The organism is Sulfitobacter sp. M05 (assembly GCF_029285175.1).
In the GTDB taxonomy this organism is placed as follows: Bacteria; Pseudomonadota; Alphaproteobacteria; order Rhodobacterales; family Rhodobacteraceae; genus Sulfitobacter.
On sequence record NZ_JABEDH010000001.1, the window covers coordinates 878,711 to 896,151 of the forward strand.

A 17,441-nucleotide genomic window follows, 5' to 3' on the forward strand; every position below is an offset into this window, starting at 1 on the left:
ATTGTGGGTTCTCCTCGATATGGCTAAACCCGACCCAACTGCACAAGGATTAAGCATGTGAGCGCATTGGCTCTGCCTCTTGGCCTGACACCTCCTGTAATGCTGGCCCCGATGGCCGGAATCACCGATCTGCCGACACGCGCGCTGGTGGCAGGTTTTGGTGCGGGTCTGGTGGTTTCTGAAATGATTGCAAGCCATGAGTTGCTGGGCAAAAGTCCCGGCACCCGCGAGAAAGCCGAACTTGGCATCGGGATCGAGGGCACCTCTGTGCAGATCGCAGGGCGTGAGGCCGCGCCGATGGCGCAAGCCGCGCGGATGATTGCGGATCAGGGCGCACGTATCATTGATATCAACATGGGCTGTCCTGCTAAAAAGGTTACGCAGGGCCTGTCGGGATCGGCCCTGATGAAAACGCCTGACCATGCTCTGCGCCTGATCGAGGCAGTGGTGAATGCGGTGGACGTGCCGGTCACCCTGAAAACCCGCCTGGGCTGGGATGATGAAATGCTGAACGCGCCCATCATTGCCAAACGCGCCGAGGCGGCAGGAATCTGCATGATCACGATCCATGGCCGCACCCGCTGTCAGTTCTACAAAGGGCACGCAAACTGGCGGGCAATTGCGCGGGTCAAGGAAGCGGTCCAGATCCCTGTCATCGCCAATGGTGATATTACCTCGACCTCTGCGGCGCGGACAGCGCTTGCTCACTCAGGTGCGGATGGTGTGATGATCGGGCGCGGTTTTCAGGGCAAACCCTGGCTGTTGGCCGAAGTGGCCCATCAACTCTATGGCACCCCAGCACCGGTGATCCCGCAGGGAGCCGATTTTGGCGATATGGTGCAACAGCATTACGACGCGATTCAACGGTTTTACGGTGGCAAACTTGGCCCGCGTGTCGCGCGCAAACACCTGGGCTGGTATATGGACACCTGCGCAACACCGGCTGATCTGCGTCGCGCCCTGTTGACCTGCACAGAACCGGGCGATGTGGACAAGTTGATCAAACAGGCGATGTTTTACACGCCTGAACAGGTGGCCACATGACCATGGATGTCCAAATCTGGGCCTCCTTGCCGGTCCCTGCAGTGTTGATCACCCCTGATGACCTGATCGCAGACATCAACCCTGCCGCCGAGGGGTTTTTCAACGCCTCCGCCAAAGCGGTGATCGGTGTGCCGGTCTGGGATCTGGTCGCGGTGGATTATCCGCTGGAAGACGCCTTTGAGCGCGCCCGCGATGGCAGCACGGCCTTGTTTGTCAATGACGTGGATGTAGGCAGCGGTCAGCGCGCACCGCAAAAATCCGCGCTTCAGGTGGCACCGGTACAGGGCCAACCCCGCCATATGTTGATGATGATTTCCCCGCGCGAACTTCCTGGTCGGATGACACAGAACCATTCCGTAAAATCAGCTGCGAAATCCGCCATCGGCATGGCCGAAATGCTGGCGCATGAGATCAAGAACCCGCTGGCGGGCATCACCGGTGCGGCACAGTTGTTGTCGATGAACCTTGATGCAGACGAGCTTGAGCTAACCGATCTTATTGTCGCGGAATCGCGTCGGATCGTGAAATTGCTGGGGCAGGTCGAACAATTCGGCAATCTGACCGCGCCGGTGCGAAAACCGGTGAACCTACATGACGTGTTGGACCGTGCGCGGCGTTCCGCGCTGCTGGGGTTCGGGTCACAGATGAAGATCGTCGAAGATTACGACCCGTCGTTGCCGGCCGCATTAGGTGACAAGGACCAGCTGGTGCAGGTGGTGTTGAACCTGTTGAAAAACGCGGCCGAAGCAGCAGGGCCGGAGGGCGGGACGATCCGGCTTCACAGCTATTATGAACACTCTTTCCGGATGCGCCGGGCGGATGGGGCCGGGCATTTGCTGCCTTTGCAGGTCGAAGTGATCGACGACGGCCCCGGATTGCCGGAACATATTAAGGGCGACATCTTTGATCCATTTGTATCGGGGCGCGAAAACGGCACCGGACTGGGCCTTGCACTGGTGTCAAAAATTGTCTCGGAACACGGCGGCTGGATTTCGGTGGACAGCGTGCCGGGCCGCACGGTTTTTCGCATGTCACTTCCCCGCGCACATGCCGCGGATTTCACACCTACAGAGGAGAGCTGATACATGGATGGCACGGTTCTGGTCGCGGATGACGACCGCACAATCCGCACGGTTCTGACCCAGGCACTGACACGGGCTGGCTGCAAGGTGCATGCGACCTCAAGTCTGACCACCTTAATGCGCTGGGTCGGCGAAGGGCGCGGCGATGCGGTGATCACCGACGTGGCAATGCCCGACGGCAATGGGCTTGAGATGTTGCCGAAAATATCAGAGGACCGCCCCGACCTGCCAGTAATCGTGATTTCCGCCCAGAACACCATTATGACCGCAATTAAGGCCGCAGAGGCCGAGGCCTTTGATTACCTGCCCAAACCTTTCGACCTGCCGGATTTGATGAAACGCACGGCGCGCGCACTTGATCGCAAGGGCAGCACCCGCCGCACCGTCGAGCCCCCCGCCGAGGGGGACCGGGACGACCTGCCATTGGTCGGGCGCACCATGGTCATGCAGGCGCTTTACCGGTTGGTGGCACGGGTGATGAACACCGATTTGCCGGTGCTGATCTGGGGCGAAAGCGGCTCTGGGAAGTCACTGATCGGCAAGGTGATCCATGATTTCTCTGACCGGCGGACCTTGCCGTTTGTGACGGTCACCGCGGCGGATTTGCAAGACATCGAAGGGCCGGCGCGGGTCTTGGCGCGGGTGCGGGGCGGCACATTGCTGATTGATGAAATTGCCGATATTCCATTGGAAGCCCAGGCCCGCATCGCGCGGATGATGGATGAACCCGGAGAGTTCAATCCGCGGTTTCTGGCCACCAGCCAATCCGATCTGGCCGAAGCCATGAAGCAAGGCAAACTGCGCCGCGACCTGTATTATCGTTTGTCGGGGGCAACCGTTCATGTGCCAGCCCTGCGGGATCGCGTCGAAGATATTGATCTTCTGGCGGCGCATTTCCTAAGCCGCGCCGAGACAGCCGACACCTCAGGCCGGGTTTTGTCGGAAGGGGCCAGCAAGGTCTTTGCGAATTACTCGTGGCCCGGCAATGTGCGCCAACTGGAACATGCGATGCGGCAACTGGCACTGACCAGCCATGCACCTGAAATTTCTCTTGAAGAGGCGCGCCAGATTTTGGGCGCGCAACCGACAACCGAGCCGGTCTATGCGCAGGTCAATACCGAACGGTTGGGTGCCAGTGTGGAACGTCATCTGCGCCGCTACTTCGACCAACACGGGGCAATGTTGCCACCACCTGGACTTTATGCGCGGATTCTACGCGAAATCGAGGCTCCCCTGATCGAAGTTGCCCTTTCTGCGACCTCAGGAAATCAGGCTAAATGTGCCGATTTGCTGGGAATTAACCGAAATACCCTGCGCAAAAAGATCACCGATCTGGATATAGAGGTGACAAAGGGGCGAAAGATGATGTAAAACCGCCACATAACCGTGGCCATCCGGTATCAGCCAAGCGCTGAGATGGGTCAGGACCACAAAATATGGCGGTTGGTGCGTGCGGGTACCACTTCATCGACGAGGAGAGCGGGTGGCAACCCGGTCACATAAGTTTAATCTCGACCGTCTGGGCCGTTTGCGGCGTATCAAACGTGTGCGCAACTTGTCCACGCTTGGTCTTGTGGTCTTGGGGCCGGTTCTGGCCTTGGCAACCTATCTCGTGATGGGTCCTTTGGGGCAGGGTGCCAATACCCTGTCACTGCGTTTGGTGCTGTTGACCGATCTGGTTTATGTCCTGTTAATCGCCGCACTTGTGTTGTCGCAAGTCGCCCGTTTGATTGCGGCACGGCGGGCGAAATCTGCCGGCTCGCGCCTGCACTTGCGTCTGACCGGCGTGTTTGCCCTGATGGCCTTGATTCCGACAGTGACAGTTGCGGTATTTGCCGGGCTGACGGTGAATGTAGGTCTTGAAGGGTGGTTTTCGGACCGTGTACGCGGTGTGGTTGGTTCATCGCTGGCGGCGGCGCAGGCCTATGAGGCCGAACAGCGCCAGGATTTGATCGCTGATGCCCGCGCTCTTGCCCGCACGATTGATAACGCGCGCAACCAAGGGGTTGGTCTAAGCGACAGCCAGATTCTGGGCGAAAGCCAGCGTCAGATCCAACGCGGCCTGCGTGAGGCCTATCTGATTGATGGCACCGCGGAAATTCGCGCGCGCGGCGACCGTTCCTATTTGTTTGATTTCGAAAAACCCGATGCCGACCAACTGGCGAATGCCAGCAATGAAGGGCTGTTGGTCATTGAAGACTGGCCCAACAACGAATTCCGTGCGCTGGTCCCAATGAAATCCTTTGTGGACCGCTACTTATACGTCAGTCGGGATGTGGACGGGAAAATCCTGTCCCTGCTGGACGAAACCACGGAAACCGTACGGCTCTATCAGCAGCTGGAGGCAGACCGGGGCCGACTGTTGTTTGAATTCGGCCTGCTTTACCTCGGTTTTGCGGTGATCCTGATCCTTGCTGCCGTTTGGCTGGGTCTGTGGTTTGCAGAACGCCTGTCAGGTCCAGTGGGGCGGCTGACCGGTGCTGCGCAACAGGTTGGGGCAGGCAATCTGAATGTGCAGGTTCGTGAAGAAGACGGCGACGACGAGATTGCGATGCTGAGCCGTTATTTCAACCAGATGACCAAGCAATTGCAAGGCCAGCGCGAAACCCTGTTGGATAATACCCGCCAGATCGAACGCCGCCGTCGGCTGTTTGATTCGGTTCTCAGCTCGGTGACCTCCGGTGTTGTCGGGCTTGACCCGGAAGGGCGTGTGACCTTCGTGAACCGGTCGGCCATGCGCCTGCTGGACTGGTCCGAAGATCAGCAATCCGTCGCGCTAAGTGTTGCCGTCCCCGAATTCGGCCCCTTGTTTGAGACCATTTCGAACAAATCCGGTGACGCAGCCCAAGACGAGATCAAGGTGTCACGGCAAGGGGCCATGGAGAACCTGTTGGTGCGGATGTCAACGCGGCGCACCGATGACGGGCGACTCGAAGGGTATGTGGTTGCTTTTGACGATGTTACCGATCTGGTCAGCGCCCAACGGATGGCCGCTTGGGGCGATGTGGCGCGCCGCATCGCCCATGAAATCAAAAACCCTTTGACCCCGATCCAACTGTCTGCGGAACGGATCAAACGCAAGTTTGCGCCAAAACTGGGCATCGACAGTGACAGCCTTGAACAGATGACAGGTGTGATCATCCGCCAGACCGGGGATCTGCGCCGGATCGTTGACGAGTTCTCGAAATTTGCGCGGATGCCAGAGCCGGAAACCTCTTCGCATGACTTGACCAGACTGGTGCGTGATGCGGTGTTCCTGCAACAATCAGGCCAGCCCGACGTTGCGATCAAAGCCGATCTTGGCGGCGGCGTGATCCTGGCTGACATCGATGCCACGATGATATCTCAAGCCTTAACAAACTTAATTAAGAACGCCGGCGAAGCCATTGAAACATTGCAGAAAAATAATCCACCTGATGAGCTGATACCGCAAATATTTGTCACTCTGCGCCGGAACGATACCAGCGCAAAACTGACCATTGCCGACAATGGCATCGGCCTTCCCGAGGATCGTGCGCGGCTGTTCGAACCCTATGTAACAACCCGCAGCGAGGGCACCGGCCTTGGCCTGCCGATCGTCAAAAAAATCATTGAGGAACACGGCGGTACGCTGACCCTCGACAATGCGCCGGTCTTTGACGGCCAGACCCATTTTGGTGCGATGGCGGTGATTACATTGCCCGTGGCACCGTTGCCCAAAGAAGAAAATAACGCCTCCGAAAAGGCACAGCGAGTGGAGATAGTAGATGAGTGATATTCTGATCGTCGATGATGAGCGCGATATTCGCGAGTTGATTTCCGATATTCTGGAAGATGAAGGCTTTGCCACCCGTCTGGCCGGAAATGCAGATGATGCGATGGCTGCAATTAACACCGAACCACCCGCGTTAATGATCCTTGATATTTGGCTCAAGGACAGCCGGATGGATGGGATCGACATTCTGAAAACCGTCAAACGGGACAATCCGGATGTGCCGGTTGTGATCATCTCGGGGCATGGCAATATCGAAATCGCCGTCGCTGCAATCCGGCAGGGAGCCTATGATTTTATTGAGAAACCGTTCAACATTGACCAGTTGATGGTGGTGATCCGCCGTGCGATGGAAACCTCTCGTCTGCGCCGCGAAAACCAGAGCCTCAAACAGCGCGAGACCACAAGCTCGGAAATGATGGGGCAGTCGGCTGCCTTCCGGGCGCTGGTCGGCCAGCTGGACAAGGTCACGAAATCGAATGGACGGGTGATGCTGACCGGTCCGGCAGGCGCGGGCAAGGAAGTTGCTGCGCGCTATATTCATGCCAATTCCGGCCGTGCGGATGCGCCGTTTGTCACTGTGAACTGCGCAGGTGTCGAACCCGAAAACATGGAAGAAATGCTGTTCGGTCGGGAAACGGCGGAACGCGGCATCGAACCGGGTTTGTTGGAAAAGGCCCATGGCGGCATTGTGTTCTTTGACGAGGTGGCGGACATGCCGCTGGGCACGCAGTCCAAGATTCTGCGGGTGCTGGTCGACCAACAGTTCACTCGGGTTGGCGGCAGTGACAAAGTGCGCGTCGATTTGCGGGTGATCTCCTCAACCAACCGTAATCTAGAGGAGGCGATTGCCGCTGATACCTTCCGGCAGGAATTGTATCACCGACTGAACGTGGTACCCATTGCAGTGCCCTCACTTGAAGAACGCCGCGAAGATATTCCCTTGCTGGCCGAACATTTCATCAGCGAATTCAATCAGTCACAGGGTTTGCCGCAACGATCGCTTAGCGAAGATGCCATTGCCTTGATGCAAACGATGGTCTGGCCCGGCAATGTCCGCCAGTTGAAAAATCTGGTCGAACGCGTGTTGATTTTGGGGGATGGCACCGGCCCGATCGAAGCCCGTGAATTGCCCGGCGAAGAGCAGAGCAGCGAAGAGGAGGGGCGTGTTGTCCTGTCCTCGGCTCTGGCTACCCTGCCACTGCGCGAAGCCCGCGAGGCATTTGAACGCGAATACCTGCTGACGCAGATCAACCGTTTTGGCGGTAATATCTCGCGGACGGCCAATTTTGTCGGGATGGAAAGATCGGCCCTGCACCGGAAATTGAAATCCCTAGGGGTTGTGACAAGCGCCAAAGCCGGTGTGCGGGTGGCGCATGTGGATGAAGAGGCTGATGCCGGCTAGGGCAGGGCGCGCCCGGCCAGCGTTGCGGGACGGTGGCAATATCGGTCCGCGTTATCGGCCGGTTCAGCCATCCATCCGCGTCAGAAAATCTGGGCAGATTGCTTGCGGCTTATTTGGCCGCAAGTTCCGCCAGCACATCCACGCCTTGCATCTTCAAGAAATACAGCATGTCAATGAAGACCCAATTCTCGGCCAGTTTGTCGCCGGCCCGCCGGTAAACATCGACAACGCGCATATCAACCGGCGTATCACAGGGCGGTAAGCCCATGAAACCGTTGTGATTTGTCAGCGTCAAATTGGGCCACCCAAAGAAAGCTCCGTAATTACCCTCTGCCATGCGGCAAAGATGTCCGTTGAAAACCCGATCCTTTAAACCCCGTCGAAACGGCCCCTGATGTTGTTCGATATAGCGCTCGATCGTATAGGCTGCACCGATGCCTTCGGGCCCCCACCAAATCATATCTTCATGCCAGTCGCGCTGTAACTCCTCGTGCGGGGTCAGGGCACGCGGATCGGCATTGGCTGCGTCAATGGCGCCAATCATGCGGTTGATCAGGGCAAGAGTTTTCTCACCTCCCTCAGGGTCTTGCGGGCCAAGAAGCCGCCCGTCGTTGGTGCGCGGTCCCGGTTGCACCAGATGTGCCGCTGTCTGTTGCGGAAAACGGCGCAGGCCCGCTTGGGTCATCAGGTGCAAGAGGTCACAGAACAGGGCCGTTTCAACAATCTGGCCATCTTTGATCCGGTTGAATTCGGCATAGCGCAGCATGGCGATTTTTCGTGTTGGCGGTATGTTAATAAACGGCGCATCAAACAGGCCCATCAAATGCCCCATCGAACAGGTCCAGATGCTGCTGCGGTCGTTAATGCCGTTTTCGGCAGCAAAAAAAATGTCTTCGCGGCGCTGAACGGCGGAAAACGCGGACAAAAAGGGTTGCCAGAACACCCGTGCAGCACCTTGTGGTCCAGATTGTTCGTTGAAGGGATGCACCCCCCGCCAAACCGCATCAGTGGCCATATGCTGTTCCAACACAGCGCCAACAGTATCGGCAGTGGCACCTTCAAGGGCATTTAAATAGGTTTGGGTTATCGTCTTGGCGGTCTGTATGAGGTCAGTCATTTTGGTGCTTTTCTACAGGATCACAGGAATCATGTTAGGCGCTTGCACACGTGTGCACCAGTGCAAAACGCACAAAACCAAGCCGCTTGATGGCATTAGGGGGCTCTGTTGACGATCTGAAAGCTGCCGCTTTTGTTACGGATTACACAGGATTTCTTTGTCAAAGCAGGCAAGCGGGTGGTCGCGGCGGCAGGGGTTGCTCTGGCGATACTATCGGGACAGGGCGGGATCGACACCGGCGCATAGCCTTTGTCAGCCATACATTGGGTTTCGACACGGTTGCGCAGGGCGACATTGGGATCATAACTTTCGACACCGCCGTCTATATAATAGCCATGATGACCTGTGCAGTTCCCATCGGCATCACAGCTGCGGTTACCGGGGACAAAGACTGGCGGGTTACGCCTGATCTGGAACGAAACAGGCACATCCTTTAGGGCGTTGACCTCGCAGGTGGTGGTATCACGGTTCAGCGTCGTGACACTGGCACCGGGCTTGTAATAGGTTTCAAGCGGCGCGCAGGCCACCAACAGCGTGATGCTGTAAATCAAGCTGGCGCGGATCAGTCTGGGTCTTAAGTGTTTCATACTGTGACATTGCCCCTGATTCACCCTTGAGGCAACGCAATTGACCCTTGCCATGACAGACGCCATACCCTCTAAAGAATGAAATTCACGGGCAAACGGCCCACTCCGGCCACCCCCACAGCGCCGTGAACAGCGTGCCAAACAAAACGTAAGGGACCGCGCATGAAGGTAATTATTTGTGGCGCAGGACAGGTCGGCTGGCAAATTGCCCGTCACCTTAGCGGCGAACGTAATGACGTCACCGTGGTCGACAGCAATGCCGATCTGGTACGTCGGGCCACGGATACGCTTGATGTTCAAGGGATTGCAGGGTTTGCCAGCTATCCGGATGTGCTGGACCGGGCTGGAGCGCGGGACGCCGAGATGATCATCGCGGCCACCCATTCCGACGAAGTGAATATGGTAACCTGTCAAGTTGCGCATTCTGTTTTTGGCATCAACCGTAAAATCGCGCGACTGCGCAGTCAGTCTTATCTGGATGCGATTTATTCCGATCTCTACCGGCGAGACCACATGCCAATTGACGTCGTGATCAGCCCCGAGAAGGAAGTTGCCGCCGCGGCACTGCAACGGCTTTCGGCACCGGCATCCTTTGACACAGAGGTGTTCATGGACGGGATGGCCCATCTGTTGGGCATCACAATCGAAGAAGACTGTCCCATCATCCATACGCCGTTGCGCCAGTTGACGGATCTGTTTTCGACCCTGCGTGCGGTGGTTGTTGGGGTGCGGCGGGACGGGACACTGTTCGCCCCGGAGGCCAAAGACCAACTGTTTGTCGGCGACGATTGCTATATCTTTACCCACCGCGACGACATCGCCCGCACCATGGAGATTTTTGGCAAAAAGACCACCAAACAGGAACGTGTGGTGCTGGTCGGTGGCGGTAACGTTGGCCTTACCGTGGCCCAGGCACTGGAGAATGATCCGCGCCGCATCCGCACCAAGGTGATCGAGAAGAACCGCAAATGTGCTGAACGCGCCGCCGAGGGGCTGGAGCGGACAATTGTTCTTAACGGCGACGGGCTGGACGCGGCCCTGCTGGCCGAGGCGGGAATTGCCCGCGCGGATGCGATGCTGGCGATTACCGATGACGACAAAACCAACATGCTGACCTGTGTGCGGGCCAAAGCGGAAGGGTGTCCCTATGTGATTGCCTTGATCAACGATCCCACGCTGGTGCCTTTGATGACGCCGCTGGGGATTGACGCCTATATCAACCCGCGCGCGACCACTGTTTCCTCAATCCTGCGCCACATCCGCCATGGCCGTGTGCGCGCGGTCTATTCCATTGGCGACGCCGAGGCCGAGGTGATTGAGGCCGAAGTTCTCTCAACCTCACCCATCGCCGGCAAACGCCTGTCTGAAATTGATTTCCCCGAAGGCGTGCTGATCGGGATGCTGCGCAAGGGTGACAAGGTTGTGCGCCCGCTGGGCAAGACCCGGATCGACGAGGGCGACGTGATTGCAGTCTTTGCACTGGCCGAGGATGTGCCGCAGGTCGAACTGTTGCTGCAAGTCTCCATCGACTTTTTCTAGACAGGGAACGCACCGTGAGCCGTCAAAGCCATATGCGCCGCGAATTGTCCCATCTGCCGCTGTTCTTACAGCTGTTTGGCGTTTGTGCCGCGTCCATGATGGTGCCAGCGGTCTTTGGGCTGGTGATCCGTGACCACGACGCGGCGCGGGCGTTTTTCTATGCCGGCCTGTTGGGGTTGATCCTGTTTGCCATGCTGGCTGTTGTGCTGAACGGGCGGCGCAGTCAACAATCCGCCCTTGGCCCACTGCTGGCGTTGTTTTCCGCATTTGTCTTTCTGCCGGTCTATTTCGCAATTCCCTTTGTTGAAACCCTGCCGACCACAAGGTTTCTGAATGCCTATTTTGAAATGGTCAGCGCCCTGACAACCACCGGCACCAAAATGTTTCAGGATCCCGCGCGGCTTAGCGATACGTTGCACCTGTGGCGGGCACAGGTGGGATGGTTGGGGGGCTTGCTGATGTGGGTCGCGGCCTCAGCCATCCTTGCACCGCTGCACCTTGGCGGGTTTGAGGTCACCGCGCAGGCCGAACCGGGGCGGCGCGACACCGGTGAGCTGAACCGGATGATGCCGGTTGACCCACGCCAAAAGGTCGGCCGCGCGATGAAAGCGCTGTTGCCGATTTATGCGGGGCTGACACTACTGTTGTGGCTGTTGTTGCTGGGTGGCGGGGATCGCCCCTTAACCGCCCTTTGTCACGCAATGTCGGTCATGGCGACCTCGGGGATTTCACCGGTGGGCGGAGTCGAAAATGCCGACATCGGTGTGACCGGCGAGGCCGTGATCTTTTTGTTTATGCTGTTTGCCTTGTCGCGGCTGACGTTTTCCAAAGACACCATCACCGCCACGCAAGGCGGGCTGCGCACCGATCCCGAGTTTCGCATCGGACTGTTCATTGTCGGTGCCGTGCCCTTACTGATCTTCCTGCGTCACTTTCTAGGGGCGATTGATGTGGCCGCGATGGAAAGCCTGTCGGATGCGATCTATGCCCTTTGGGGGGCGGTGTTTACGGTATTGTCCTTTTTGACCACCACGGGGTTTGTGTCAGAGCATTGGGTGGCTGCGCAAAGCTGGTCTGGCCTGACCACACCGGGGTTGGTCCTGATGGGGCTTGCCCTGACCGGCGGCGGCGTCGCCACCACAGCCGGGGGGGTCAAATTGCTGCGGGTGTTTGCGCTTTATGTGAACGGCACGCGTGAAATGGAACGTCTGGTGCATCCCAATTCGGTCAGCGGGGCAGGGGCCGCAGGACGGCGGTTGCAATCAAACGGTGCCTTCATCGCCTGGATTTTCTTTATGCTCTTCGCGATATCGCTGGCGGCCATCATGCTGTTGCTGACCTTGACAGGCAGCAGTTTCGAACAGGCCTTGGTTCTATCCGTGGCCAGCCTTTCAACCACTGGCCCCCTGACACAATATGCCGCAGACGTGCCGATCAAGGTCATCGAACTGACCGCACCAGCCAAGGCGGTCCTGTGTGGTGCTATGATACTGGGACGCCTTGAAACTCTGGCGATTATTGCCTTGCTGACACCAGACCTCTGGCGCTCCTGAAACCGGTTCCGGCCCGCCTATGTTGCAGTGCTGACACTGGTTCGCGTCGAAAGTGCAAACTGCATGGAAATTTGGGCTGGAAACTCCTGTCCCCCACGGTCATAGTTGGTCAAAGATGGGGAGGGCCCGATGCGGGGTCCGGCAAGAATAAATGAATCGAGAAAAATAATGGCGTCTGATAGACAGAACCTTCAGGATGCGTTCCTGAACCACGTGCGCAAGACCAAAGTACCGGTCACCATTTTCCTGATCAACGGCGTTAAGCTGCAAGGTGTCATCACATGGTTTGACAACTTTTGCGTATTGCTGCGCCGCGATGGCCAGTCACAGCTGGTGTATAAACACGCCATCTCGACAATCATGCCAAGCCAGCCGATCAGCTTGTATGAGGGCGAAGACGCTTCTTGAGTAAAGCGGCCTTTCAAATTGATGACACCGATGGTCCCAGCGTAACCCGCGCATGGGTTCTGCATCCTGACATCCGTAGCAATCCCGACCGTCGTGATCCTGTACCGGCTTTGGCCGAAGCGGTATCTTTGGCGCGCGCGCTTCCCGCGCTTGACGTTGCCGGTGCCGATATCGTGCCTCTGCGCAAGGTTGATGCGGGCAAACTGTTTGGCAAAGGTAAGATTGAAGAAGTTCATGACCTTCTGTCAGAAAATGACGTGCAGCTTGTCTTGGTCGACGGCCATGTCAGCCCGGTTCAACAACGCAATTTGGAAAAAGCCTGGGGTGTAAAGCTACTTGATCGCACGGGTCTGATCCTTGAAATCTTCAGCGACCGCGCCGCCACCCGCGAGGGTGTTTTGCAGGTCGAAATGGCCGCGCTGAATTATCAACGCACCCGTCTTGTGCGCGCTTGGACCCACCTGGAACGCCAGCGCGGTGGGCTTGGTTTTGTTGGGGGGCCGGGTGAAACCCAGATCGAAGCTGACCGGCGTGCCATTGACGACCAGCTGGTCCGCTTGCGCCGCCAACTTGAGAAAGTGGTGAAAACCCGTGCGCTGCACCGCGCGGCGCGGGCCAAGGTACCCTATCCGATCGTTGCCCTTGTTGGCTATACAAACGCAGGGAAATCAACGCTTTTCAATCGTTTGACTGGTGCGGATGTGATGGCCAAGGACATGCTCTTTGCCACGCTTGACCCAACCATGCGCAGTCTGGTTCTGCCAGATGGGCCCGAGATTATTCTGTCCGACACGGTTGGTTTCATCTCTGACCTGCCGACCGAATTGGTTGCGGCGTTTCGTGCCACCCTCGAAGAGGTGCTGGCCGCTGACATTATTTTGCATGTGCGCGACATCAGCCACGCAGAAACCGAGGAACAGGCCCGTGACGTGCGCGAGATTATGGCAGCGCTCGGGGTATCAAAAGACACGCCATCTTTCGAAATCTGGAACAAAATTGACCTTCTGCCCGCTGAAGCCGCTGACGCGATGCGGGCACGGGCCGAGCGTGACGATCAGGTGCTGGCGATTTCAGCCATCACAGGCGAGGGGTTGGAACCTTTGCAAGCCCATGTCGCCGAAACCTTGCAAGGGGCCGTGCGCGAGGCTGATGTGACGCTGAGTTTTGCCGAGGGAAAAAAGCGCGCATGGCTGTTTGCGCAAGATATTGTGCTGCGGGAAACGCAAACCGATGACGGCTTTGACATTACCGTGCGCTGGTCCGCCGAACAGGAAGCACAGTTTCAGAGGCTTTGACGGTAAAGTGATGCTGGGGGGTGCGGAAAGTTTGCAATTTCTTGAGTCTGACACAGATGTAGGCGAACCAAACTGGAGACCGCGTCATGAGCCTTGTTATTCTCTACATCACCACTTTCATATTATTCCTTGGCCTTGACTATCTGGGTCTGACCAACCTCGTGAAGCCGGTTTTTGATCGCCATATCAGTGACTTGTTGCTAGAGGATTTTCGCATTCTGCCAGCCTTTGCCTTTTACGCATTTTACGTTGCAGTGTTGTTGTGGTTCGTCTCCTGGCCGGCGCTGGTACAAGAAAAAACCCTGTTGTGGGTACTGGGCAACGGGGCACTGATCGGGGCCTTGGGCTATGGCACTTACGAGTTCACCAATCTGGCCGTGATGAGAGACTGGACTTGGGAAATGGTGGTAACGGATCTGGCCTGGGGGGCCACGCTGACCGCGGTATCAGCAACGGGCGGCGTTTACATAAGCCGCCTGCTGGCCTGACGCTTGGGTTCAGGACCCGTCTGAGATATCTTCGCTGGATTTCACCAGCCGCAGGTAGGGCGGACGTTTTTTGCCGGACTTTCCGATATACGGGGTCTGATCCTCTGCGACACCGACCGGCTTGCGCGTTTGTGGCACCGTCGGGGCAGGGTGGGGGAATGTTGGTGCTGGGGCCAATGGCGCCGCATGTCCCGCCAAAAGATGCGTTACTTCTTTGGACACCACATCAAAGCGGCGCGGCGCGGTCCCCATGTCGCCCTTGCTGACAAAGCCACCAAGAACCCGGCTGACATCACCAAGATCGCTTTTCAAAGGCAACAGGACCATCCGCGCATTCAATGCCGGCCGTGCCCCCGATCCGGGCGAGACCAGCCGCAAGGTGCTGATCGCCGGTGTTTGAAACACCACTTCAAGCAGTTCTGTCACCGCAGGACGGGCGGCCGGCGTGAAAAACGCCGTCAGCGGCATCCCTCTCACTTCCATCCCCATCAAATCACCAAGGTGGCTGCCCGCGATGCGTAATCGGGCAATTCCCGGGGCGATGCGTTCAAGGATAAATGCGTTTTCAAGGGCTTGATCAATTCCGCGCGGGTCAATGTCAGACCGCTTGGGAAGCAGACGGGTGCCGCGGATGGCTTCCCAATAGGCTTCTATTTGCGCAATTGCGCCATATCCGGTGTCGGGCTGGTAACCTGTCATTGCAATGACATTCTGCGCCTTATCTGGTGAGTTGTCCATGAAACTTGATCCACGCTTCTTGCGGGCAGCGGCGGATACAGGCCCGATTTCCGACCGTTTGGCCGCAAGCGTCTCTGTCCACGCTGCCATGCAGCTTTGTTACTGAACCCTTAATAGCAATGATTTAAGCCAATTGGTCCGGTATCTTTACTTTTGGTTAACATCCTTTGTCCGCCAAAGGCTTGCTCCTTTGGGGTGTTTCGACCTATTGCATGGGCGGGATTGAACAAGATGTGAACGGGCGCAAACGCCTCCGGAAAGGACCCGCATGATCAACTCGATGACCGGTTTTGCTTCTGCTAGCGGTGCTGATGCGCCTTTCAGCTGGGCATGGGAGGTCCGCGCGGTGAACGGACGCGGCCTTGACCTGCGCCTGCGCGTGCCGGACTGGGTTGATGGCCTTGAGGCGGGGTTGCGCAAGAAACTGACCGCTTCGACCGCACGCGGGAACATCACGTGCAACCTGCGGCTCAACCGCGAGGAGGCTGGTGGCACGCTTGCCGTTAACGCGGCACAGCTGGACACCGTGCTGAACGCCCTAAACCAGATCGAAGAGCGCGCGATGGATGCCGGAATTTCGCTGGCCCCGTCAAAAGCCACCGACATCGTGACCATGCGCGGCATTTTGGAACAGGCAAGTTTTCAGGATGACGGTGTCGCCCTTTGCAAAACACTGCTGGCGGATTTCGATGCGGTTCTGGCGGATTTCACCGCAATGCGGGCACAGGAAGGGGCTACCCTTGCCACGGTTCTGGCGGCTCAGCTTGACGAGATTGAGCGGCTGACCGGCCAAGCTGCCGACATTATTCCGACCCGTCAGGATGAAATGGCAAGCAATCTGCGCAGCACGCTGGCCCGTATTTTGGACAATAGTGACGGTGCCGACAGCGCGCGTGTGGCACAAGAGCTTGCCTTGGTTGCGGTCAAAACCGATATCACCGAGGAAATTGACCGTCTGAAGGCGCATGTGGTTGCGGCCCGTGCCTTGCTGGCCGAAGGCGGGCCAGTCGGGCGCAAGCTGGATTTCCTGACACAGGAATTTAACCGCGAGGCCAACACCCTGTGTTCAAAAGCACAGATGAAAGAACTGACAACAATCGGGCTGGCGCTGAAAGCGGTGGTCGATCAGATGCGCGAACAGGTGCAGAATGTGGAGTAAGCGATGAGCAACCCGACAACCGAACGGCCCAACCTTGACCGGCGGGGCCTTCTGATCATCCTTAGCTCGCCGTCAGGGGCGGGAAAATCCACATTGGCGCGCAAACTGCGTGATTGGGACGCCTCATTGCAGTTCTCGGTTTCCTCAACCACCCGCGCGCCGCGGGAGGGCGAAGTCGATGGCAAGGATTACTATTTCACCACCCACGATGATTTTCGCACTTCGGTAAATCAGGGTGAAATGCTGGAGCATGCCCGTGTGTTTGGCAATTATTACGGTTCGCCGCGCGCCCCCGTTCAACGCGCGATCGACAACGGCTGTGATGTCCTGTTCGATGTCGACTGGCAGGGGGCGCAACAGATCAGCAACTCCGGTCTTGAGGATTATGTGTTATCGATCTTCATTCTGCCGCCTTCGATTCCGGAACTGAAACGGCGGTTGATATCGCGTGGTCAGGACAATGATGAGACCATTGCCTTGCGCATGTCCGCAAGCTGGGACGAGATCAGCCATTGGGACGGCTACGACTATGTATTGATCAATGATGACCTGATCGAAACCGAGGCGCGGTTAAAAACCATCATCACCGCCGAGCGGTTTCGCAGATCACAACAACCGCGCCTGTTGGATCACGTGCGCAAACTGCAAACCGAATTCGAGGAAGACGCATGACCCTTTACGCCTTGGCCGACATCACCCCAACCGTGGACACAGATGCATGGGTTGCACCCGATGCCAATGTCATCGGCAATATCGTGCTGGCGGCGGGATCGTCGGTCTGGTTCGGATCGACCCTGCGCGGTGACAACGAGGTGATCCATGTTGGCAAAGGCAGCAACGTGCAGGAAAACTGTGTGTTTCACACTGACCCCGGATGCCCGCTGACCATTGGCGAAAACTGTACCATCGGCCACAAGGTCATGCTGCATGGTTGTACCATTGGCGACAATTCCCTGATTGGGATGGGGGCCACAGTGTTGAACGGTGCCAAGATCGGCAAAAACTGTCTGATCGGAGCCGGGGCTTTGATCACTGAAAACAAGGTGATCCCCGACGGATCGCTGGTAATGGGCGCACCGGGCAAGGTTGTTCGCCAGCTGGACGCGGCAGCCATTGCAGGCCTGACCGCCTCTGCGCAGCACTATACCCAGAATGCGGCTCGTTTCCGGCAGGAACTGAAACAGATCTAGCCCTTAGCAAGGGGCAAATTTAGCAGGGGTGAAGATCGGCTGTGCGGACGGAGCGGACTTTGATCAAAAGCTTATGAATGCCCGC

At 57.5% G+C, this 17,441-nt stretch carries 16 protein-coding genes; 13 read left to right on the plus strand and 3 right to left on the minus strand.

What is annotated here, in order from left to right; genetic code table 11:
• Positions 1–57: 57 nt before the first annotated feature.
• The 5 genes from dusB to HKX44_RS04460 all read left to right on the plus strand — a co-directional run bounded on the left by dusB (position 58) and on the right by HKX44_RS04460 (position 7,282).
• The gene (gene dusB, locus HKX44_RS04440; RefSeq protein ID WP_276150087.1) at positions 58–1,044 is read left to right on the plus strand and encodes a tRNA dihydrouridine synthase DusB; all 987 of its coding nucleotides are present in this window, start codon (positions 58–60) and stop codon (positions 1,042–1,044) included.
• On the plus strand, positions 1,041–2,126 hold the full coding sequence (locus HKX44_RS04445) for an ATP-binding protein (RefSeq protein ID WP_276150088.1): 1,086 nt from the start codon (positions 1,041–1,043) through the stop codon (positions 2,124–2,126). Before dusB ends, HKX44_RS04445 begins: the two co-directional genes overlap by 4 nt.
• A 3-nt stretch (positions 2,127–2,129) precedes the next feature.
• Positions 2,130–3,497 (plus strand): response regulator, encoded by a 1,368-nt coding sequence (locus HKX44_RS04450; RefSeq protein ID WP_276150089.1) that lies wholly within the window; start codon positions 2,130–2,132, stop codon positions 3,495–3,497.
• A 112-nt stretch (positions 3,498–3,609) separates the two neighbouring features.
• A complete protein-coding gene (locus tag HKX44_RS04455) occupies positions 3,610–5,880 on the plus strand; it encodes a PAS domain-containing sensor histidine kinase (RefSeq protein WP_276150090.1) in 2,271 nt (756 codons plus the stop codon).
• Positions 5,873–7,282, plus strand: a complete 1,410-nt coding sequence (locus HKX44_RS04460; RefSeq protein ID WP_276150091.1) for a sigma-54 dependent transcriptional regulator — start codon at positions 5,873–5,875, stop codon at positions 7,280–7,282. Before HKX44_RS04455 ends, HKX44_RS04460 begins: the two co-directional genes overlap by 8 nt.
• A gap of 109 nt (positions 7,283–7,391) precedes the next feature.
• Here the strand turns inward: HKX44_RS04460 and HKX44_RS04465 are convergent, their stop codons facing one another.
• Positions 7,392–8,399, minus strand: coding sequence for a nuclear transport factor 2 family protein (locus tag HKX44_RS04465; protein WP_276150092.1), 1,008 nt, complete (start codon positions 8,397–8,399; stop codon positions 7,392–7,394).
• A 95-nt stretch (positions 8,400–8,494) separates the two neighbouring features.
• Positions 8,495–8,986: a hypothetical protein gene (locus HKX44_RS04470; RefSeq protein ID WP_276150093.1), complete on the minus strand. Its 492-nt coding sequence runs from the start codon at positions 8,984–8,986 to the stop codon at positions 8,495–8,497.
• Between the two features lie 162 nt (positions 8,987–9,148).
• Here HKX44_RS04470 and trkA point away from each other — a divergent pair, with 162 nt between their 5' ends.
• From trkA to HKX44_RS04495, 5 genes are all read left to right on the plus strand, one after another.
• Complete coding sequence (gene trkA / locus HKX44_RS04475; protein ID WP_276150094.1) at positions 9,149–10,525, plus strand: Trk system potassium transporter TrkA; 1,377 nt, start codon at positions 9,149–9,151, stop codon at positions 10,523–10,525.
• A 32-nt stretch (positions 10,526–10,557) separates the two neighbouring features.
• Positions 10,558–12,078 (plus strand): potassium transporter TrkG, encoded by a 1,521-nt coding sequence (locus HKX44_RS04480; protein WP_276150798.1) that lies wholly within the window; start codon positions 10,558–10,560, stop codon positions 12,076–12,078.
• A 168-nt stretch (positions 12,079–12,246) separates the two neighbouring features.
• Positions 12,247–12,486, plus strand: coding sequence for an RNA chaperone Hfq (gene hfq / locus HKX44_RS04485; RefSeq protein WP_007119530.1), 240 nt, complete (start codon positions 12,247–12,249; stop codon positions 12,484–12,486).
• Positions 12,483–13,781, plus strand: a complete 1,299-nt coding sequence (gene hflX, locus HKX44_RS04490) for a GTPase HflX (protein WP_276150095.1) — start codon at positions 12,483–12,485, stop codon at positions 13,779–13,781. The genes hfq and hflX overlap by 4 nt, the downstream gene beginning before the upstream one ends.
• Before the next feature lie 86 nt (positions 13,782–13,867).
• Positions 13,868–14,269 (plus strand): DUF2177 family protein, encoded by a 402-nt coding sequence (locus HKX44_RS04495; protein ID WP_276150096.1) that lies wholly within the window; start codon positions 13,868–13,870, stop codon positions 14,267–14,269.
• 9 nt (positions 14,270–14,278) lie between these two features.
• Here the strand turns inward: HKX44_RS04495 and HKX44_RS04500 are convergent, their stop codons facing one another.
• Positions 14,279–15,007 carry a PAS domain-containing protein gene (locus tag HKX44_RS04500; RefSeq protein WP_276153697.1) on the minus strand — a complete coding sequence of 243 codons (729 nt, stop codon included), beginning with the start codon at positions 15,005–15,007 and terminating at the stop codon, positions 14,279–14,281.
• A 268-nt stretch (positions 15,008–15,275) separates the two neighbouring features.
• On the opposite strand from HKX44_RS04500, the gene HKX44_RS04505 reads away from it, so the two are divergent.
• From HKX44_RS04505 to HKX44_RS04515, 3 genes are read left to right on the plus strand one after another with little or no spacing between them, the layout of a single operon-like run.
• Positions 15,276–16,166: a YicC/YloC family endoribonuclease gene (locus HKX44_RS04505; RefSeq protein WP_276150098.1), complete on the plus strand. Its 891-nt coding sequence runs from the start codon at positions 15,276–15,278 to the stop codon at positions 16,164–16,166.
• Between the two features lie 3 nt (positions 16,167–16,169).
• Positions 16,170–16,838: a guanylate kinase gene (gene gmk / locus HKX44_RS04510; RefSeq protein WP_276150099.1), complete on the plus strand. Its 669-nt coding sequence runs from the start codon at positions 16,170–16,172 to the stop codon at positions 16,836–16,838.
• Complete coding sequence (locus tag HKX44_RS04515; RefSeq protein WP_276150100.1) at positions 16,835–17,356, plus strand: gamma carbonic anhydrase family protein; 522 nt, start codon at positions 16,835–16,837, stop codon at positions 17,354–17,356. Before gmk ends, HKX44_RS04515 begins: the two co-directional genes overlap by 4 nt.
• Positions 17,357–17,441 lie beyond the last annotated feature (85 nt).